At 65.5% G+C, this 16,463-nt stretch carries 15 protein-coding genes and 1 pseudogene; 4 read left to right on the forward strand and 12 right to left on the reverse strand.

Annotated elements, in window-relative coordinates:
* A pseudogene (locus tag ACTWP6_RS28205) lies at window positions 1–485 on the forward strand (ATP/GTP-binding protein); the annotation flags it as partial.
* A gap of 980 nt (window positions 486–1,465) precedes the next feature.
* Here ACTWP6_RS28205 and ACTWP6_RS28210 read toward each other — a convergent pair.
* The 5 genes from ACTWP6_RS28210 to merA are packed head-to-tail and all read right to left on the reverse strand — an operon-like array spanning window position 1,466 to window position 5,252.
* On the reverse strand, window positions 1,466–2,314 hold the full coding sequence (locus tag ACTWP6_RS28210) for a cytochrome c biogenesis CcdA family protein (protein WP_024444598.1): 849 nt from the start codon (window positions 2,312–2,314) through the stop codon (window positions 1,466–1,468).
* Window positions 2,311–2,811 (reverse strand): TlpA family protein disulfide reductase, encoded by a 501-nt coding sequence (locus ACTWP6_RS28215; RefSeq protein WP_225433764.1) that lies wholly within the window; start codon window positions 2,809–2,811, stop codon window positions 2,311–2,313. Before ACTWP6_RS28215 ends, ACTWP6_RS28210 begins: the two co-directional genes overlap by 4 nt.
* Before the next feature lie 46 nt (window positions 2,812–2,857).
* Window positions 2,858–3,121, reverse strand: a complete 264-nt coding sequence (locus tag ACTWP6_RS28220) for a hypothetical protein (RefSeq protein ID WP_235660419.1) — start codon at window positions 3,119–3,121, stop codon at window positions 2,858–2,860.
* Window positions 3,122–3,180: 59 nt separating this feature from the next.
* Entirely contained in the window at window positions 3,181–3,822 is a 642-nt protein-coding gene (merB, locus tag ACTWP6_RS28225; RefSeq protein ID WP_005148656.1) for an organomercurial lyase MerB, read from the reverse strand.
* Between the two features lie 26 nt (window positions 3,823–3,848).
* Entirely contained in the window at window positions 3,849–5,252 is a 1,404-nt protein-coding gene (gene merA, locus ACTWP6_RS28230; protein ID WP_005148655.1) for a mercury(II) reductase, read from the reverse strand.
* 56 nt (window positions 5,253–5,308) lie between these two features.
* Between merA and ACTWP6_RS28235 the strand changes: the two genes are divergently transcribed.
* Complete coding sequence (locus tag ACTWP6_RS28235) at window positions 5,309–5,698, forward strand: heavy metal-responsive transcriptional regulator (RefSeq protein WP_005148625.1); 390 nt, start codon at window positions 5,309–5,311, stop codon at window positions 5,696–5,698.
* 138 nt (window positions 5,699–5,836) lie between these two features.
* Entirely contained in the window at window positions 5,837–6,478 is a 642-nt protein-coding gene (locus tag ACTWP6_RS28240; protein ID WP_079481877.1) for a cadmium resistance transporter, read from the forward strand.
* A 458-nt stretch (window positions 6,479–6,936) separates the two neighbouring features.
* Here ACTWP6_RS28240 and ACTWP6_RS28245 read toward each other — a convergent pair whose 3' ends face one another.
* On the reverse strand, window positions 6,937–7,107 hold the full coding sequence (locus ACTWP6_RS28245; RefSeq protein WP_099962899.1) for a type II toxin-antitoxin system Phd/YefM family antitoxin: 171 nt from the start codon (window positions 7,105–7,107) through the stop codon (window positions 6,937–6,939).
* A 61-nt stretch (window positions 7,108–7,168) separates the two neighbouring features.
* Window positions 7,169–8,326, reverse strand: coding sequence for a TniQ family protein (locus tag ACTWP6_RS28250; RefSeq protein ID WP_310833752.1), 1,158 nt, complete (start codon window positions 8,324–8,326; stop codon window positions 7,169–7,171).
* Between the two features lie 159 nt (window positions 8,327–8,485).
* Here ACTWP6_RS28250 and ACTWP6_RS28255 point away from each other — a divergent pair, with 159 nt between their 5' ends.
* Window positions 8,486–8,779 (forward strand): helix-turn-helix domain-containing protein, encoded by a 294-nt coding sequence (locus ACTWP6_RS28255; protein ID WP_419197184.1) that lies wholly within the window; start codon window positions 8,486–8,488, stop codon window positions 8,777–8,779.
* 13 nt (window positions 8,780–8,792) lie between these two features.
* Here the strand turns inward: ACTWP6_RS28255 and ACTWP6_RS28260 are convergent, their stop codons facing one another.
* The 5 genes from ACTWP6_RS28260 to ACTWP6_RS28280 form a co-directional block, all read right to left on the reverse strand.
* Window positions 8,793–11,342 (reverse strand): TniQ family protein, encoded by a 2,550-nt coding sequence (locus ACTWP6_RS28260; RefSeq protein ID WP_443189413.1) that lies wholly within the window; start codon window positions 11,340–11,342, stop codon window positions 8,793–8,795.
* Window positions 11,339–12,520 (reverse strand): ATP-binding protein, encoded by a 1,182-nt coding sequence (locus tag ACTWP6_RS28265; RefSeq protein WP_099962895.1) that lies wholly within the window; start codon window positions 12,518–12,520, stop codon window positions 11,339–11,341. Before ACTWP6_RS28265 ends, ACTWP6_RS28260 begins: the two co-directional genes overlap by 4 nt.
* A complete protein-coding gene (locus ACTWP6_RS28270; protein ID WP_222878253.1) occupies window positions 12,517–14,679 on the reverse strand; it encodes a Mu transposase C-terminal domain-containing protein in 2,163 nt (720 codons plus the stop codon). Before ACTWP6_RS28270 ends, ACTWP6_RS28265 begins: the two co-directional genes overlap by 4 nt.
* Window positions 14,676–15,506: a TnsA-like heteromeric transposase endonuclease subunit gene (locus ACTWP6_RS28275; protein ID WP_235733806.1), complete on the reverse strand. Its 831-nt coding sequence runs from the start codon at window positions 15,504–15,506 to the stop codon at window positions 14,676–14,678. The genes ACTWP6_RS28270 and ACTWP6_RS28275 overlap by 4 nt, the downstream gene beginning before the upstream one ends.
* Window positions 15,507–15,735: 229 nt before the next feature.
* Window positions 15,736–16,463, reverse strand: a 728-nt coding sequence (locus ACTWP6_RS28280; protein WP_443189414.1) for a lytic transglycosylase, incomplete at its 5' end; no start/stop codon positions are given.

The following is a 16,463-nucleotide window of genomic DNA, read 5'->3' on the forward strand; positions in this document are numbered from 1 at the left end:
TCGATGCCCGTACCGACATCGTGGTGGTCGATGAAATCCACAACCTCAACCTCGACACCCGCGCCGGCGAAGAACTGTCCGACCACCTCAAATACTTCACCGAGCATCTGCCTGCGACATTCGTTTATGCCGGGATCGAAGTGGAACGCTCGGGGCTGTTCACCGGCACGCGGGGACGGCAGTTGGCCGGCCGTTGCGGGGTGATCCACACCAGCGCATTCCCCGACGCCAAGGAGTGGCGACAACTCGTCGCCGCCATGGAAGGTACCTTGCGTCTGCATCGACACGAACCGGGAAGCCTTGTCGCCCAGGCCCGTTACCTGCACCGCCGCACCGGCGGGATGATCGGCAGCCTGGCCCACTTGATCCGGGCTTCAGCAATCCAAGCGATGCTCGACGGCACCGAGCACATCACCCGCGAGGCCATGGACGATATTTTGATCGACTACGCCGCCCACACGGCCGCGGCCCGCACGGCCAGCTGACGTGGCAACTGTCAGGCCGTGGCCGCGCGGACCACGCCAGCGGCTCCCGCGAACGATCGCACCGTTCCGTTGGGAAGCCGTATCGTCCTACATCGACAGGCTGGCCCGCGCCAACCATATCGGCGTCTCCACACTGCGCGGCCATGTCGCCGAATCATGCGCAGCCCGGCCGCGACCGGACTGGTTGGCCGTCGTCAGCGGCCAACCTGAGCAGGTAATCCGGTCCCGTCTCTGCGGGCTTGCTGGCGACCCCACCGCGCTCAAGCAATATCTCCGCCGCCCTTTGTGTCAAAGATGTATGGCACGCAAGGGAATACACGAACCCGTCTACTGCTACCTGCCTGCACATGTCTCCGTATGCCACCGTCACCGACGCTGGATCGGTTCACCAACGCGCGTTCTTGACGACCAGGTGGATCTTCGTGACCGGCCCACGGTGCTCAGTGCCGGGCGCACGCATCGGCGCTTGGCCCGTCAGTATTCAGAGGTCGACCTTCATGACGCCTTGGGCGACGCCCGCCACATCCTGGTCTTCTGGGCTCACGCAGAGCGTCACGTGGCGGCGGGGATTCTGCAGAATGGCCTAGAAGCGCACGTGGTGGCCTACCCCGATGTGATCGCCGTAGCCGCAACATTGCTCACAGCTCGCCCTCGGGTTGAACAGCCCAGGACGCCAACGGAACCCGCCTGGCCGACGCTACTGCTCGACCGCATCAACGAACGCACCGGCGCCCACCATGCCGACGCCACCCCCGTCGAGCAATGGGCGCAGTACCGACGCCTATTCGCCACTGCCGTATTGACGACACGCTCAGACGGCGCAGAACTGGCGTGTCGCGCTTAGGGGTCGGCAGTCTTGAATGTGCCTTATCAGTAAGGCACTTGTGGTGTGCATCTGACTGTGTCCGACGGTTGTATCTATCGGCTTTCTAATCGTTAGGGACAGTGGTATCTGGCTGGGTGTATCGGCCGGTGAATCATCACCGGCGGCGCTGCTTGCCGGTGATTGGCCGGCGGTGGGTGGTCCAGCACGCGGCCACCGCGCTGACCACCACAGCGAAGGCGGCAATGACGCTGGCCGGGAGGGCGTGGTCCTGCAGCCATCCGGTCGCGGTGGCCGACCAGCCGGTGAGCAGGTTGCCGCCGCTGGCGGTGTGCCCGGTGGCCGCGGGCAGCCAGTACCACGCGAGGTAGGCGCCGGTGGCGATGAGGACAACGGCGGTGACGCGGGTCCCGTGGCGGGCGAGGATACCCAGATGCCGGGTCAGGGCCGTGCCGGCGATGGCGGTGCCGACGCTGACCAGCATCAAGATGGTGGCGGCACCGGCTGTGTATGCGGTGAACACTGCCAGCAGACCGCCCCATCCGCTGGTGGCCTGGGCCTGGGCGATCACCGCGAGCAGTACCCCGAAGGTGCAGGACAGTGACGCCAGGGCGTAGCCGATTCCGGCCGCGAGCACACCACCGGCTGTTGGGGAGTCCGGCCGATGACGCGTCCGGGCAGGCATACGCAGACCGATGGTGCGGCCGGTGAGCATGAAGCCGCCCAAGATGGCCAGGGTGAGCCCGATCGTGATCCCGAGCCAGGGAGCAGCCGTCACCAGGGTCCGGGCACCGGCACTGATCGCGATACCGGCGAGGGTGAGGGTGCCGGTGAACCCGATGGTCAGGACGGCCCCGGTGCGCAGTGCCCGGGCCAGCCGCACGAGCACCGCATCGGTGCCGCCGGTGGCGATGGTGCCGGTGATCCACGCCGGTAGCAGCGCGAACCCGCAGGGGTTGACCGGGGCGAGCATGCCAGCGGTAAACGCGAGCGCGAGCAGGTTCACCGTGCGGCGCTGCTGCCGAGGGCGGCCAGGATCTGATCCTGGGACGGGGCGTGGCCGCGGTAGCTGATCTGCCCGGACGGGTCGATGACGAGGGCGGTGGTCGGCGCGGTCACCTGGTAGCGGCTGGTCAGGGCCCCGTTAGTATCGACGACCGCGGGCAGGCTGGTGCCGCCGATCTGGTCCAGGAAGTGGCGAACATCGGCGGGTTTCTCGGTGGGGACGATGTCGACGGCTAGGAACTTGGCGCTGCCTCCGGCTTTCTCCACGGCCGCCCGAGCAGCGGCCAGGGATTTACCGCCGCCGACGCATTCGCCGCACCCGTAGGAGAAGAACAGGATCGCGGTCGGGGCGGCAGCGGGCAGTTCGACGGTTTTGCCGTCCACCGTGGTCAGTGTCGCCGCCGTCGCCTGGGTTGTGGCGTTGGCGTGTGGCGGTGAGGTCGGATTGCTGGTTGTGGCCGATTGGCCGCACGCGGTCAGCGCGCCCGCTGCCAGCATCACAGCCGTAACGCCCGCCCACCTGTGGGGTGTAAACGAACGCGTTTCAGACATTGTCGATGCTTCCTTTCGTCAGGTCGTCGAGCGTGTGCGTCGCGGGTGAATGGCTGTCGGCGGGACAGCAGTGATCGCCGCGTTGACCGCGGCGGGCGAAGGCGACCACAGCCGCCAGCAGCAGCGCGACGGCTGCCCCGATGACCCATGGATTCTCGAGCAGTCCACACACGGCGGCGAGCGCGCCGCCGGCGATCAGGACTGGCGCGGCGCAACACAGGGCCGTCACCAGCACCGCTGCCGCACCCAGCAGCACGGGATTTCTTCGTGGACGTTGATTCATTGATTTCTCCTCATCAGGTTGGGTGCGGCTGGTCAGCTGCAGCAGCCGGGGTGGGCAGTTGGCGGGGTATGGAGCTGGGTAAGGATTTGTGTGGTCAGGGCTGCGCCGAGTTGGTGGGCCTCAGCGACGCTGACGATCTGACCTTCGGGGTGCTCGGCGAGCCACGGCGCGGCGTCCTGCGCGCAGGTGAAGTAGTGCACCTGGTTGCAGAATGAGGACCGGATCGAGGTGAGGTCGTCGGGGTTGACCAGCGAGACCACCGCGGTCTCGGGCTGCACGCTGGTGACACCGTTTTCGCCGACCGAGACCCTGATCGGGTGCCCGCTGACGGGTGATTCGGATTCGATGCTGGCGGGCCGGTCCAGGATGGTGGGAAAGATGAGGGTGTCCAGGGCGCACCAGGTGTAGAGCTCTTGGCCGGCCACGGTGAATCGGTGGCGGGTCGGGCGCAGGGTCAGGCCCTGGCCGACGATGCGGCCCTGCTCGTCGTATTCGGTGTCGGGTACCGCGGCCAGACGCCGGGTCACCTCGTCAACCGGGAGGCCGACGGCCGCGGCGAGCGCCTCCACGGTGACCGGCTCGCCGGCGGCGAGCAGCCGCAGCAACGGCACCAGCATCGTCGGGTCGAGCCCGGACTCTTCCGGAATGGTCAGGCGGTCAAGGAAATTGGGCATCAGGAACCTTTCGAGTGAGCCATGCGTCAGGATGCGCAGCAGGACAGTCGGGACATATCGGCGCTGAAGGACTGGGCGGCGATTTTGATGCCTTCGGCCATGGTCAGATACGGGGCCCAGGACCCGGCGACCTGGTCGACGGTCATCGCGGCGTCGAGGATGTAGACCGCGGCGGCGGCGATCTCGCCAGCATCCTTGGCGACGGCGGTGATGCCGTGGATGCGGCCGGTGCCGGCGTCGGCGACGAGTTTGATGAAACCGCGGGTGTCTCGGTTGACCACCGCACGCGGCACATGTTTTAGCGGCAGCACCCGGCAGTCGCACCGTGTCCCGGCGGCGAGGAGCTCGGCCTCGGTCGTCCCGGCCGCACCGACCGCGGGGCTGGTGAACGTCACGCGGGGCAGATGGCGGTAGTCGACCCTGCGGCCGGCGTCGGTGAAGATGTTGTCGGCGACCATCGCGCCGTGATGGGCGGCGACGTAGACGAACTCGCGGTGCCCGGTCACGTCGCCGGCCGCCCAGATCCGTGGGTTCGACGACTGCAGCCCGTCGCTCACCACGACCTCGTTGTTCTCGCCGGTTTTGACCTGCACCGCTTCGAGATTCAGGCCGTCGGTGTTCGGACGGCGGCCGGTGGCGACGAGGACTTTCGCGGCACGGAACTGCTGCGTTCCGCCGGTGATGGTCGCGGTGACCGTGACCTGATCGTCGGCCTGCTCGACCTCGCTCACCGTGGCGCGGCGCACCACCCGGATGCCGTCGTCGGCGAACACCTCCAGCAGCGCCATGCCGACTTCCGGCTCTTCCTTCGATGCCAGCGTGGAGCGGACCAGCACCGTCACCGTTGACCCGAGCCGGGCGAACAGTTGCGCCTGCTCCAACGCGACGTAGCCGCCGCCGATCACCAGCAGCGACTCCGGGACCTCGGTGACTTCCATCGCGGTGGTCGAGGTCAGGTAGGCGACGCCCTCGAATGCGGGCGGGATGACTGGGTTCGCGCCGGTGGCGATCAGGTAGTGCTCGGCCTCGATGGTGGCATCGCCGACCTCGATGACGGGCGCGTCCGGGGTTCCGGCGAACCGCGCTTGGCCCTGAATGCGCTGCCAGCCATACGATTCGGCCACGTTGAGGTACTTCTCTGAGCGCAGCGACTCCACCAGATCGTGCGTGCCGGCGATCAGGGCCGCCATGTCCACCGGGCCGGCCGTGGTGGCGATCCCCGGGAACCGGGCAGTGTCGGCTGCGGTATGCCGGGCCTCGGCCGCTGCGATCAGGGCCTTTGACGGCACGCAGCCGGTGTTGACACACGTGCCACCGAAGATGCCGCGCTCGATCATGACGACGGACTTGCCGAGCGCGGTAGCGCGGATCGCCGCGGCCATCGCCGCGCCGCCGGAACCGATGACCGCGAGGTCCAATCCCTGACTCATGCACCCATCCTTGACCTTCAAGTAGGCTTGAAGGTCAAGTGTTCTGAGGAGACATCGTGAGAATCGGGAAGCTCGCCGAGGCGACCGGGGCCACCACCGCGACGCTGCGCTACTACGAAGACGAAGGCCTGCTCCCGCCCGCCGAACGTTCCCCGGCGGGGTATCGCGACTATGCCGCCGACACGATCGCCCGGGTCGGCTTCATCCGACGGGGACAGGCCGCCGGGTTCAGCCTCGCCCAGATTCGGCAGATCCTCGACATCCGTGACAGCGGCCACGCGCCGTGCACGCACGTGCGCGACCTGCTCGACATCCGACTGACCGACCTCGACGAGCAGATCAGCGCACTGGTGGCACTGCGCGAGACCATCGCCCGGCTGCGGCAGGGCGCCGAAAGCGTCGACCCGGAATCATGCAGCGCCGATGACGTATGTCGATACCTCTAGGAGCCACCTCCGTGGCACCGGAGGCATGTATTTCGTCAAGTCCGTTGACCCCGGCAGTCGTCATGAATTTCCGCCCCACTGGAGGTCGTTGGTGCGCGGGAGCGCGGGGCCTGCTGAGCAGTAGGCTCACCCGATGCGGTGGGATTTCACTCGAAGCTGGTCGCATTGGCCGTGCTGAGCCCAGCCACACTCGTTCAGGCGATCGCCACCTTCGCCATCACCAATATCGACGACATCGTGGTCCTCGCGGTGATGTTCGGCCAGGCGCCCGGTCATCGTGGCGCAGCCATCCGAGTGACCGCCGGTCAGTACCTCGGCTTCACCGCCATCTTGGCAGTTTCGGTCGGCGGCGCACTCCTGGGTGCCACGCTGCTTCCTCCAGCCGCACTGCCGTACTTCGGGCTGCTGCCCATCGTGTTGGGGCTGCGGGCGGCATGGCTGGCCTGGCGGGATCGCCGCACCCAACCGGCGCCGACCGATGATCCCGCAACACTGTTGACGCCTGGCACCTGGCAGGTCGCAGTCATCACCTTCGCCAACGGCGGCGACAACATCGGCGTGTACGTTCCGATCTTCGCCGTCTCAACGATCGCCACCATCGGTGTTTACATCATCGTGTTCCTCATCGGTGTGGCCATCTGGTGCGCGGCCGGCCGATATTTCGCCTCCCACCCGATCATCGCCAAAGCACTCTCACGCTGGGGCCACATCGTTCTGCCCGTTGCACTGATCACAATCGGGGCCCTCATCCTCATCAAAGGCGGAGCGTTCGCCCTCTAGCTCGGAGCAACTTCACCACTCAGGGCCAGGAGGCGCTCCTGCATCGGCATGTGTTGGCGTTCAACCACTTTGGTGATGTCCCGGCCCGTATCCGCTATGACAATCTAAAACGGGCGGTGGCCAAGGTGCTCAAAGGCCGCAGCCGGCACCCGAACTACCAACACGAGCGAGCGCACCACAGAATCATGATCGTGTGTCACGAGAGACACGATCACAGTAGTTATACCGAAGACGTACCCGAGCCAACGGAATCGACAGGAGACCATTCCGGCTACCCTGCTGCGCTCGCAGCCGGGCGCGGAAGCAGGGTAGCCCCAGATTCAATGAGAAACGTCGCGATCGAAATTCTCATCCAATCTGGGGCAATGCAGGTCAGACTAGTAAATGTGCCCCAGATTCAATGAGAACGGACACGCGTAGTCGGCGTGGCGCCCGAGATCACCGCCATGGTCGTGCAGTCAGTCACTTGAGTTGATGCGCCGGTATGCCTCAACCGGGAGAAGCACTGCGATTTCGCGCCCGTGTCGAGTGACGACGAAGGCCCGTCCCTGTGCGACCTCACCGAGTATTCGGCTGAACTGGCGGCGTAGTTCGGTCACACCGATCCGCGGCAGCGAGGGATCAATCATCAGTGGCCGCAAACCTGTCGGATCCGCACCACGCAGAGCGGCCAGCGGGTTGCGGCGGGCGTCACCGAGACCACCGCGTCCCGGAGCTGTGTGACATCGAGTCGATGCGAGCGGTAGCTCGAGCCAGACGGTTCTTCTTGCGACTTTGTGCTGAGTTGGCGGCGGTGATGTCGAAGCGGCGTCGGAGCTTGAGCGCTACTCGGGCGTCTTCGCTGGCGCGTTGACAGATGAGACGGGCCAGCGGTGTGAGCGCTTCGTCGTGGTACACGTCATGAGATTCAAACTTGCCGTCAGCGAGGATGACCGCAGCGAGCAGGTGCTGCGCGGCGGTCGGGCCGTGCGCGTCCAGTACCGCGGCGGCAAGGGTGCTGGCATTTGCGGTGTGCACGGCGGAGGGCATCGTGGGTCGGGCCGTGGTTCGTCCTGGGCTGCTGCGGTCGGGGCTGGCGGTAACAGCGGTGTCGGAGGGCAGCGTTAAGTCCGCGGCGCCGCCGAGGAGTGTGAAGACGTAACGAGCAAGCGTTTTTACGTCTGTGAGCATGTCGTGTGGTGTCGGTTGATGTGCGCCGTATACGCGGAGCCGCCTTGGTTTTCCCGCGAGCAGCGCGTTGATAAGCCGCTGGGTCCGCGCCATCGGGAGGCTCAGGGGGTGATCGGCTGGCTGAACGCGGGTCAGGTCGGCGCCGCAAGGCCGCCGCTGCCCGAGGAGGTCGAGGGTCGGTTGAGCACATTGGTCCAACTCGGGGATCGTGCAGGTGGGTGGGCGGTAGCGTTGCGGCGCAGCGCAGTTCGGGCAACCGTCCTGGAGCAGGCAATGGTGGGTAGGACAGGCGAAGGTCCAGTTGAGTCGCCATGCGAGCAGCCAGCGGCCTCCGGTGTGGGTCAGGCATTGTGGGCACCAGCGTGAGGAGGTGCGCCAGTCCCAAGTCGAGGACGGCAGCGTTCGTGCACCATTGAGCGGGCCCACACCACTTCCGCTGCGCGGCAACGCTAACGCATCGACAACATGGCGGCCGTAGCCGGTTGCCTGAGCGATTCCGTCGATATCGGCGGGGGTGAGTAGGCGTATCCAGGCCCCGTAAAACGATATGGGTGCGATGGCGCATCGCTCGATAACGGCACGGCGTGGCACGTGGTGCCGGTGGGCGATCGCGTCGAGCCAGGAGTCGAGCGCCTCGCCGTGGATCGGCGCTACCCGCAGCGGAAAGCTACGGTCCATCCCTGACACCAGGGACATGGCACGTCGGCTCGAGGACGCGCGAACTGGCAGGGCCGGTATTAACCGGTTATCGCCTCGCTCCGCGCCCACACCTCAATGTACTGCTAGCGATACATTTTGTTGTGTACTTTTTGGTGGGCTGACTTTCGTGTATTGCCGGTGACTACTTGGGGGGTGCCGACACGACTTCCTGAGGACGATCCCGACCGTGCCCAGCAGTGGCAGCGTCGCCGCGCGTTGGTGGGGTCACGGATCCGCGCCTTGCGGCTGGAGAGGGGGTTGTCGCAGGAGAGTCTGGCGCTGGAGTCGGGGGTAGCGCGGAATCAGTTGATTCAGATGGAGCATGGCCGGCGTGGGGTGTTGATCGAGCGGGTGTATGACATTGCCGAGGCGCTCGGGGTGTCGGTGAGCGAGATCGTGGTCGACGATCCGGCTGCTACCGCGCAGCGGTAGTCCAGTACGTGCGTCAGGGTCCGCCGAGTTCGGCCAGGTGGTGCACCGCCGCGAGCACTTCTTCGCCGAAGTCGGTGCAGCGCAGCGGTTTCTGGATGAGAAGGCGGGCGCGGAAGTCTTTTTCCAGGCGTGAGATGTGGTGTCCGGTGACGGCCACTCCCCTGCCGAGGTGTTTCCCGGCATCGGTGAGGGTGGGGAACTGGGTGATCACGGCGAAGCGCTGTAGCCGTTCCCAGCCGCCGTGGCCGACGAGGGCCGGGATGAGGATGGCGGGGACGTTCGGGTTGTCGCGCAGTTCGGCGTCGGTGTGGCGGGCCACGGTGCGCACCGGTATTCCGAGCGTGGTGGCCTCGGCGGCTACTGTTTCGCTGCGGGTGTGGAGTTCTCGCGCGAGGTCTGCACACGAGCGTTGGTGGACAATGCATTCGGTGTAGAGCCAGTCGGGATCGACCGGTTTGGTCGGTCGCGGCCCCGACGGTCGTAGGGCAATCGTGTAGTCGTGCATTAAGCGAGAGATCGTGCTCTTGTCGAACCCTGTCAGGGCGGCGATGTCGGCGAGGCTGCGTTGTTCCTGGCTGTACAGGGCGACGAGGCGTTCCCGCGGGAGTGCTTCGGCGGCTTGCTGATACACCCTCCCAGGCCGCCGGGCGCCGATCCGCGGTGTACGCGGGGGCCGGGGCAGCGCCGGGGCGGGATGCTGTTCGAGTGCATAGCGAATAAGGTCGGCGCTGACTCCCAACTGCTGGCTGGTGGCGGCGATGGTGCGGCGGTCAACCCGGATTAGTCGGTGTAGCTGCGTGATCTCGATATCGCCGAGCTCGACACCAGGTAACGACAGGCCGGCGACGATACTCGTCGGGGGTTCCCACACCACCGGCTCGTCCTGAATACCTTGGGTTGCAGGGAACCTCGTTGCGTGACGGTGTAGGGCGCGGCTGAGCAGCGGGGTGAGTCGGCCCGGGAATTCCCTGAGCTCGGTGTCGGCGCCGCCAGGGCCGGTGCGGGGTTTGGTGGTGCCGCGGATTTGGTGCTGCAGGTAGCTGCGTGGGTGGGCCGCCGAGCATCTTTGGTGGCCGAGGCTTCCGCAGATGCGGTCCCACTCGTCCTGGGCGAGCACACCGCGGTAGTCCAGGTCGCGTCGCCGCGCGTAGTCGATGGGTGCACTCTCATCGCTAAGGTAGTCCGATACGGCAGCGAGGGCGTCGCGGATCGCGGGCCAGTGCGGCGATTCTTTAAGCCGCCACAGCAGGTAGATGGCGTTGAGGCGGCCCAGGTCGCCGCCGAGATGCGTGGCGGCCTCAGCGATGTCCAGGTCGCTGCCGACCAGCAGCACTGCGGCAGCCAGCACCGCCCGCGAGCTGGAATGCGCCAACGCCGGCGGGCTCAACCGCAACGCCCAGCCCGGCCACAATGCTGTGGGCAGCGCCCGAACCAGCTGCTGCTGCCGCTGCGCGTCGGTGGCGTGCAGCCGCGGACGCGCACTGCCGAGGCGGCACTGCAACTGCGCAGCGGGGCTTAGGCGGTCACCGAGTGCGGTGAGATGCAGGCTCTGCAGCACCGGGCTCGCCGACGGCCCGGCCGGCTGGTCGAGATAGGTCCATTGATGCAGCACGTAACGGCTCACCTCTTCAGGCAGCGCCGCCAGCGGCGCAGCGGCCGACCCGAGGTCGGGCCTGCTGAGCACGGTGACGGCCGCGGTGATCGCCGCGGCGCACGTCAGGACCGAAGACGACATCGGCGCGTTGGCCGACTGCCGCTGGTGTCGATATTGTGCGGCCAGCTCGGCGGGCAGCAGGCCGTCGAGGTGGCGGCCCGCGGTGGCCGACAGGATGCTGCGGCCAAGGATGCGGATATCGGCCAGCACGTCCCGAACTGGCGTCGGATGCTGCGCGTAGAGCCCAAATCGTCCGCTGTCGGCGGCGAGCAGCTCGACCAGCACCTGTTGGGCTAGCAGAGTGGGATGATCAGCCTCCAGCGTGATGACGGGGGTGTCGGCCAGGTCTGCGTCGCAGCGGGACCGGTTTCTGCCGGTAGTCGTGGGGCTGGGGTGAGCACAGTGCACCGGACGCGGTGGGGCGGCGTTGAGGGGTTGAGGGGCGCGTTGGCGCCGGCCGCAGCGCGGGCAGTATTCGGCCAGCAGGCACCGATGCTGCAGGCAGGCGAAGCTCCACATCAACCGCCACTGCAGCAGCCACGTTCCCCCGCTGGCGCCCAGGCAGTGTGGACAGAACCGCCACCCGCCGTGGTGGCGCGGCGTGGTTGCGGTCAGATCCGCTGTCGCTTCCTGGGCCCAGGACACGTTCGCTAGATGGTGCGCCAACGTCATCGCTTGCACCTGGATCGGCATGAGACCTGTTGCAGCGGCGATCCCTTGCGCGTCGTGCTCGCTGACCGTGGCAGCGGTGACGCGGGTGCGTTCATCGCCAACAGTGTCTACGCCCATGTGAAGGTAGAGCGCCTTGAGCGACGTGTTGTGGCGCACCGCGATGGCGTGTAACCAGGAATCCAGCGCCTCCCCCGGCGCGGGTCTTGTGATTAGGGGTAGCGCGCGGACGGTGGTCATGGCGGGTTCGGCGTAGTGCGTAGCCGGGTGGTTTTCTTGCCGGTGCGAAACGCGGCGTGTAGTTCACGGCGGCCGAGTTCGGCGGCGCTGTCGATGCGGCAAGTGTCGAGGAGCTCGGCGGTGAGTTTCTCGGTGCCAGTGCGCATGGCTTTCTGGCAGGCCAATCGGATCAGCGCCATCAATGAGCCGATGTGGCCGGTGCTGCGCACGAATAACTGATCGGAGAGGTCATCGGCGAGCATGCCCGGATACTTCTGGGTCAGCAGCAGCCGTTGTTCGAGGGTGAGCAGTAAATCCCGCCAGCGCTGTCGTTGCTTTTCGGTGTCGACCTTGAACGGTGACATGTCCACTGGCGTGGTGCAGCGCAGCAGCTGTTCCATTTCATGATCGCGGTAGGCGTTGCAGTCATCGAGGAGCGCGTCGCGCTCGTGCAGGCCGATCCCGATGAGGAGCACCGTCAGGGGAAACTCGTTGGCGATGTATTTGAACTGGTTGCTCAGATCGGTCATTCGTTCCCGCCGGCCGCGCAAGAAGTGCAGGTCATCGATGATGAGCAGCCTTGTCTCGCAGGAGGACACATCGTCGAGCGCGAACCGTAGCAGTTGTTGCGCGCTAGCTCGCTGCCCTCCCGGGTGGGCGTAGAAGTCGCATAATGCCGCGTTAAATTCGCGCGTGCCCGTGGAGGCGGTCATTCCGATCCGGCACACCGGCCACCGTTCATCTCCGGCGCGTGTAGTTGTCCCGTAACGCTCGATATGTCTGCGGTGCAGGCGTTTCCCGAACACCCGCGAGACGGTGCTCTTGCCCAGCCCGGGCAGTCCGCTGAGCGCGATCATCGGTTTGGTGTCCTCACCGGTCTGGCAGTTGCAGGCCACGAAGTCTTCGAGTTGCTCCAGCACGGATTGGCATTCGGCGGTCATCACCGTGCCCATTTGGGCGTGCCAGCGGCGGCGCTGATCGTTGTAGTCCTCGCTGGCAGCCGCACCCAGATGACGTAGTTGTTTGTGGGACAGCACTTCCGGTCGCTCCAGGGTCGGTGCGTCGACCATGTCGCGCCACCCTTCCTTGCGGGCGAGCGTGAGATTGTCCAGATACTCGCGAGGGTTTCTGACGTCCGATTTGCCCCGCGACGACGTGGCGGGTCGCCGCTTCGGTGTTGAGGACTTCGGGGAGGTCATTCCACCTCCAGCACACCGTCGTAAAAGCTGCCATGCTCCAGCGGCGGCTCGTCGGCGTCATCGAGTTCGCCGGGTACCTCGTCGAGGTCATCGACGAACGCATCAGCGTCGGCGTCGTGGGTCCGCTCGCCGGGTTCGCGATCCAACGCTTTAGCGACCGAGCTCAATTCGGCGCTGTCCGGTGGCGGGTTTAGATCACCGATGAGGGTGGACTGCTCGCGGGCCACCCGCAGTGCCCGGCGACGCTCGGCCATCGAGTTCGCGACGCTGAGTTTGCGGCGTTCCAGGAAGCTAGTGATGGCCAGCGGGTCATCGACATACCGGTTCTGGGCTTTAGCCAAGGCACGCTCGAAACGCAAGATTTCCTCGCTCATCGGGGCGTCAAGCATGTCGGCGTGCTCCCACACCAACGGATGCCAGTGGCGGGTGCGGTCATCACGGAAATACACCCTGGTGATGTCGTCGACGTTGTAAGCGACAGGCCACTTCTCATTCGGATACGGGCTTTTCTCCTTCGCGCGCCCAGCGACGATGTCGCCTTTGTAGCGGCGCCCTCCCACGTCGATGCCGTAATGCTGGATGACCCGCCACACCACCGGCAGAAACTCGTAGGCCAGATCGGGATCGCGCGGCACCTCCAGGTAACCCGCGCGCGCCACCCCATGGGCGAACATCTCCGCCGGGGTCATCTTCAGCCCCGGCACCCCCAGCCCGCTCAGACTGTCGTGGGCGCTGTGGTGATAGATGACGGCGATCCACTCCCGGATAATGGCTTCCAGCTCATCGAGGTAGAACCACGCATCCTGTTCGGGCGACACCCCGCGCGCAAAAATGTCCTGCCCCTTATAGCCAGGCAGCTCCTGCAGCAGACCTACCCGCAGCGTGGAGAAGAACCGCTCCACCGGTCCTTTGTCGCGGGGTTGGCGTAACCGGGCCGGTTGTATCGAGATCCCCAACCGCTGACACACGCTGTTGAGGTGCGCGCTGACATAGATCCGGCCGTGATCGACGACCAACGTGTCGGGCACAACGGCCGGTGTGGCCGCTAGCACGTTGTCTGCGTCCAGGGCGTCCTGTTCGACGAGCACCGAGCGCGGGATCCCGCGTGGGGGCCACATCGCCTCAGCTGGCCAGTCCCGCCCCGCCGGTCGCGGCCGGAACGTCTCGTACAACACCGCTGCCGCGTCAATGGATTTCGTCGACACCGGGGTCAGCCGCAACCCGGTGACACAGCGGCTGTACCAATCCATCGCCACCGTCAACTCGGCGTTCACCCACGTCAACGTGTACGGATCCATCGCGAACACATCCAGGCGAGTGGTGTCCATCAGCAGGTACTCCCCCGGCCGCATCGGATGCAGCTTGCCGTACACCTCGGCCGACCGAGAAGCGATATCACGGTTGCGTTTCGTGCTCTGCTTAAACAGCGGTCGCCGGTCTTCGAGGCCGGCCAGGATCCGATACGCCGTGCGCTGCGACGGCAACTTCACCACACCGGCGCCGAACCGGGCGTCCAGACGAGCCCGGGTGCGTCGAATTACCAAGTCCTCGTTGGGCTTCGACAGATCCGTGTACTCGCCCATCACCTCCAGGGCCGTCTCCTGCCACCGCGGATCCTGACGTCCACCAATGCCGGGCTGCACCGCGCGCTGCGAAACCAAGCCCGCCTCTCCATGGATGCGGTACTGCTGGACCCACCGCTCGACCGTGCGATAGGCCGCATCGACGCCAGCTTCTTGCAGTTCACGAGCTTTGGCCGCATAACGCTGCATCAGCCCCACGTCGGGGCCATATTCAGGTCTGGGTTCACCCGGCAAAGCGGTTGCCGCGCATCCGGATCTGAATCCGGTCAGAACTTCGCGCACGTGCGCTGCTCGTTCGCACGCCTGCTGTCGCACCGCTGCCGGAACGGCCGACAACACGACGGCAGCCACGTCAGTCTCTTCTTGGGCAGCCGCACCATCGTCGGCTGGCAGAAACCGGACACGATCAGACATCAACAATTCATAGATGGACAAGCGACGCAGGATGTTACCGCGCACGGTCTTCGCGAGTACTTCCAAACAGCCACCGAAAACGTGCAAATCGATGATCTCGTGCACGCTGCCTTCATAGGTGAAGCGAGTACCGACACGCACAGGTGTCGATGCCCACGTCATCGCGGTAACCCCAATACGCTCGAGGGTCGGAGCGGCTGGTCAAGGTCAACCCAGAACTCTTGAGTCCACAATGCGTGCAGCAGTGCACTACGCATCACCGGCAGCGCAACTGCCGTACCGATCACCGACTCCGCATCATTAACCCGCCGGCCGACCAAATCGTCGCGACAGCAACGTATCTGCTGGAGCGCGTCCGTCGAGATGTATCGCTTGCGGCGGTACCCGGCAAGAAATCGCACGTTTCCCAACAGGACTGCCGGTTGTTCGCTGACCACCCGATAGTCCCAACCCAGGGATCCGATAACCTCGCGAGTCCAAGAGCACAGCACCTGAATCTTCGGATTTCCGTCAAGACGTTCCCTGCGGACCACATCAACGGCGACCAACCCAGCCCTGGTGCGCCACAGGAAATCCGGAATGTGGCGTCGCAGTCGACCATTCACCACCGCTTGCAACAGGAACGGCTGAGCAGCGATCTCGAGCACCGAGACATCGAAATCCGCCATCAACAGCGACGACAGTTCCAACCGTGACTCGTAGATAACATGGTTGTCTACAGTGGCGGCCCAATAGCTGCCCGAGTAATGACGCTGCCCTTTGTACCAGCCAAACGTCCGCCACGGAATCGCGGCAAACAATGCCGCCTCCGACACCTCAGCCGCCGCGAAACGATCAGTTTCACCGTTCGCGAGGCGCAGATCGATGGTCGCCGTCGAGATATCCACCTCAACGGAACCGGGCACTTTCCAGTGTTGCGGCGTCAGTCGGTCCGCCGACGACCGCTCAGCGGCCGTGGCTGCGATAGCTGAACCATCCCATACCAACATTTGACTGCTCCGCCACCGAGGGCGTCCAAAAAGCGTGCGCCCCCAGCCGGGGACAAAGCAATAGCGAAAAGGAATTCTCGGCCGCGTAGATCCATGTAGCGGCGACGCTCGGGACTCAAAGGTCATACGATTTGCCATAGAGATGGCGGATCCGCCAACTGCCGCCATCTCAAATGGCAAGCCGCCATCGAGAATGGCAATCTACAGGACACAAAATCCCGCAGCGGGATCAGTACCCTCTCGGCGACCTCCTCGGGTCGGCCTGCTGAATCTTCTGCGCGAGATCCGACCCGTCGGCTGAGACGTTGTACCGTCCCATGGCGTAATTGACGAACGCTGCGGCCTGGGCCACTGGGTCTCGCAGATTGGTCGACGTGCCCGGCTCGTGGTAAGCGCGGAAGGTCGGCTCGATGAACTGAAACGCACCCTGCGAGGGAGTTCCTTTGGCGGCGTTGCTATCTGAGTTGTTCTGCGCATTTGGATTGTGGCCAGACTCCCGAGCCGAGACCACCATCATCCCGTTCTCCCAGTACTGACGGGCCCGCGGATTGGTGATCCCCTTCAGATCGAGAGCGCGGTTGATCGCCGCCCGGATGTTCGCCGCCCCCGGCGTCGACGGGATATCGCTGTGTGCGGAGAACCGGGCTGCGCTGCGGCGCTGTGATCCCCGCTGCGGACCCGTCGCGTTCGCCATTTTGGCGATCTGCCCCATATCGAACCCGGGCATCCCCCCGCCTCGGGAAGAGCCCATCGACATGCCACTCATCCCGGCTCCGCCACCACCGAACGGTGTCCCGCCGCCCACCGGTGCGCCGCCGCCGTAGGCCATCGACCGCATCATTGCGGCCATGCGGGCGCTGCGGGTTTTGTAGGCCTGCACGACTTGTTGTTGTTGGGCGACGCGCTGGCGTAGGGCGACCAGGAGTGCTTTCTGGCCGGCGGGGGTGTTGGTGAACG

This window comes from Mycobacterium sp. 4D054 (assembly GCF_052245755.1).
Classification (GTDB): domain Bacteria; phylum Actinomycetota; class Actinomycetes; order Mycobacteriales; family Mycobacteriaceae; genus Mycobacterium.